At 65.9% G+C, this 2,522-nt stretch carries 1 protein-coding gene and 2 pseudogenes; all 3 read left to right on the top strand.

Annotated features, from left to right (window positions below; genetic code table 11):
* Positions 1 to 806: pseudogene (locus L107_RS11215) on the top strand (iron uptake porin); the annotation flags it as partial.
* Between the two features lies 1 nt (position 807).
* Positions 808 to 2,097, top strand: a complete 1,290-nt coding sequence (locus L107_RS11210; RefSeq protein ID WP_370515486.1) for an iron uptake porin — start codon at positions 808 to 810, stop codon at positions 2,095 to 2,097.
* A gap of 207 nt (positions 2,098 to 2,304) precedes the next feature.
* Positions 2,305 to 2,522, top strand: a pseudogene (locus L107_RS11205) (porin); the annotation flags it as partial.

The raw sequence follows: 2,522 nt of genomic DNA, 5'->3' as shown, positions 1-2,522 counted from the left end.
CCAACGGCACCTACAAGGGCGGCCAGGCCATGACCCGCTATGAAGCGGCGGCCCTGCTGAACGCCTGCCTCGACCGGATCACCGAGGTGACCGACGAGCTGAAGCGCCTGATGGCCGAGTTCGAGAAGGAACTCGCCGTGCTGCGCGGCCGGGTGGATGGCCTGGAGGCCAAGGTGGGCGAGCTGGAGGCCACCCAGTTCTCCACCACCACCAAGCTGACCGGTAAGGCCACCTTCATCATGGGGGCCAACAGCTACGGCGGTAACGCCCAGATCGTTCCGGTGCCTGGGGTCTTCCTGCCGGCCGTTCCCAACGATCCGGCCTCCGTCCTGCTGCCCGCCAGCCTGGTCGGGGCCGGCGCCGTGATTCCTTCCTTCGTGCCCGGTGCCTTCGGGGCGAACCCCGCCGGCTTCGGCTACGTGCCCAACACCTGGGCGAACCAGGCCCGCCAGACCCAGGGCGCCACGGCGTTCAACTACGACATCCAGCTCAACTTCGACACCAGCTTCACCGGCAAGGACCTGCTCCGCACCCGCCTGCGGGCCGGTAACTTCGCCCAGTCGCCCTTCGGGCAGCCGGTCGTCGGCCTGAACGCCACCGAAGCCGGCTTCGAAGAGTTCTGCGGCATCGGCGTCGACTGCGGTGACGTGGTCGCCATCAACCGCCTCTTCTACCAGTTCCCCCTCGGCAGCAACTTCACCGCCACCATCGGTGGCCGCGTCCGTCAGGACGACATGCTGGCCGTGTGGCCGTCCGCCTACCCGGCTGACACCGTCCTCGACATCTTCACCTACGCCGGTGCTCCCCATGGGGGCCAACAGCTACGGCGGTAACGCCCAGGTGAGCCCCGCCGCTTCCCTGCTCACCGGCGTGCCCGCCTTCGTGACCGGTCCCTTCGGTCCCCTCGGCCCGGTCGTCCCCAACACCTGGCAGAACCAGGCCCGTCAGACCCAGGGCGCCACGGCGTTCAACTACGACATCCAGCTCAACTTCGACACCAGCTTCACCGGCAAGGACCTGCTCCGCACCCGTCTGCGGGCCGGTAACTTCGCCCAGTCGCCCTTCGGCGGCCCCACCGTCGGCCTGAACGCCACGGAAGCCGGCTTCGAAGAATTCTGCGGCCTGGGCGTCGACTGCGGTGACGTGGTCGCCATCAACCGCCTCTTCTACCAGTTCCCCCTCGGCAGCAACTTCACCGCCACCATCGGTGGTCGCGTCCGTCAGGACGACATGCTGGCCGTGTGGCCGTCCGCCTACCCGGCTGACACCGTCCTCGACATCTTCACCTACGCCGGTGCTCCCGGCACCTACAGCCTGAACCTGGGCGCTGGTGGTGGTCTGTGGTGGAAGAGCGGCGGCTTCAGCATCAGCGCCAACTACGTCTCCGCCAACGGTGACGTGGGCAACCCGATCGCCGGCACCCCCAACTGCGGCGGCATCGGCAACGCCTGCTCCGCCCAGACCGGTACCGGCCAGATCGCCTACACCGGCTCCAACTGGGGTATCGCGGCGGCCTACACCTACTCCTCGGGTGGTGCCGGCCTCTACACCGGCAACGGCACGCCGCTGGCCACCATCTTCCAGACCAACGCCGCCGCCACCAACTCGGTGGGCATCAGCGCCTACTGGCAGCCCACCAACTCCGGCTGGATCCCCTCGATCAGCGCCGGCTGGGGCATCAACCGCAGCAACTACAACGGCACCACCAACCTCAACGGCGCCGCGAACCTCGTCTCCACCACCGGCATCACCAACGCCACCAGCCAGTCCTGGTACGTCGGTCTGCAGTGGGATGACGTGTTCATCAAGGGCAACTCCTTCGGCATGGCCGTGGGTCAGCCCACCTTCCTGACCTCCGTCAGCGCCGGCCCCGCCGTCTTCGGTGGTCCCGCCGCCGCCACCGCCATCGTCGATGGCAACTACGCCTGGGAGTGGTGGTACAAGTTCCAGGTCACCGACAACATCAGCGTGACCCCGGCGCTCTACTACCTGAGCGCTCCCCTGGGCCAGGTCTCCAAGAACGTTGGCGCGATCGGAACCACCGGTACCGATTTCAACAACTTCGGCGGCTTCATCAAGACCACCTTCAAGTTCTGATCCTTCGGGATTCACTTCTCTCACAACGTCCTCAAACTCGCCCGGCTGCATTGCAGTCGGGCTTTTTTGTGTGTTGTTGAACCTGCTGACTTGGGCACTTGATCGATCGTTGTCTGAGCCTGACTTGCTGCTTGCAGGGCAAGAAACTGGACCTATACTTCGCCGTGTTCCGGCATGGAACAGCACTCCTTATTGTGTGAGGAATCCATGAAGCCCTTCCAGCAGCTGCTGGTTGCTCCTGCCGCTCTCGGCCTGCTCGCCCCCGTGGCGGTGCAGGCGGCCGAGCTCAACATCGACGGCGTCAACAAGTACGCCTCCGAGGAGCAGGTCACCAGCATCAACCAGTTCTCCGACGTCAAGCCCACCGACTGGGCCTACCAGGCGCTCTCGAACCTGATCGAGCGCTACGGCTGCGTCGCCGGCTA

It is taken from the genome of Cyanobium sp. Copco_Reservoir_LC18, assembly GCF_009834675.1.
Classification (GTDB): Bacteria; Cyanobacteriota; Cyanobacteriia; order PCC-6307; family Cyanobiaceae; genus Cyanobium; species Cyanobium minutissimum.
The sequence above is the reverse complement of the archived record's forward strand: the minus strand, read 5'-3'. Positions and strand labels throughout refer to the sequence as shown.